The sequence below is a fragment of the Robertmurraya sp. DFI.2.37 genome (assembly GCF_029211245.1).
GTDB lineage: Bacteria > Bacillota > Bacilli > Bacillales > Cytobacillaceae > Robertmurraya > Robertmurraya methanolica_A.
In genome coordinates this window covers 1-255 of sequence record NZ_JARGEJ010000979.1, presented here as the reverse complement: position 1 = coordinate 255, position 255 = coordinate 1, and the positions used below count along the sequence as shown (strand labels likewise).

Sequence of the window (255 nt, the reverse complement as noted above, 5' to 3'; positions counted from 1 at the left end):
ACGCCGTTAGCGCCCGAACTTCAGAGAGACGCTGATATTTACGAGTTGGGGATAGCTGATGTCTATATTGGCGCTGGGGTTACGTCAATATCGCAAGCTAATATCACAGACCAACGAGGAAACAGTAACCTTTGCGGTACGGTAAATAATTTGTTTGCTATGCAAAATGTCAATGCTTCGGCTGTTTTAGTGGCGGATGCTAATCACAATTATGATTCTAACAATCTTGAAGGGGTGCTTGATGAATTAAAACGA

Annotated in this window: 1 pseudogene; it reads left to right on the top strand. The window is 42.7% G+C overall.

Going from position 1 to position 255, the window contains the following annotated elements:
- A pseudogene (locus PZE06_RS29415) lies at positions 1 to 255 on the top strand (hypothetical protein); the annotation flags it as partial.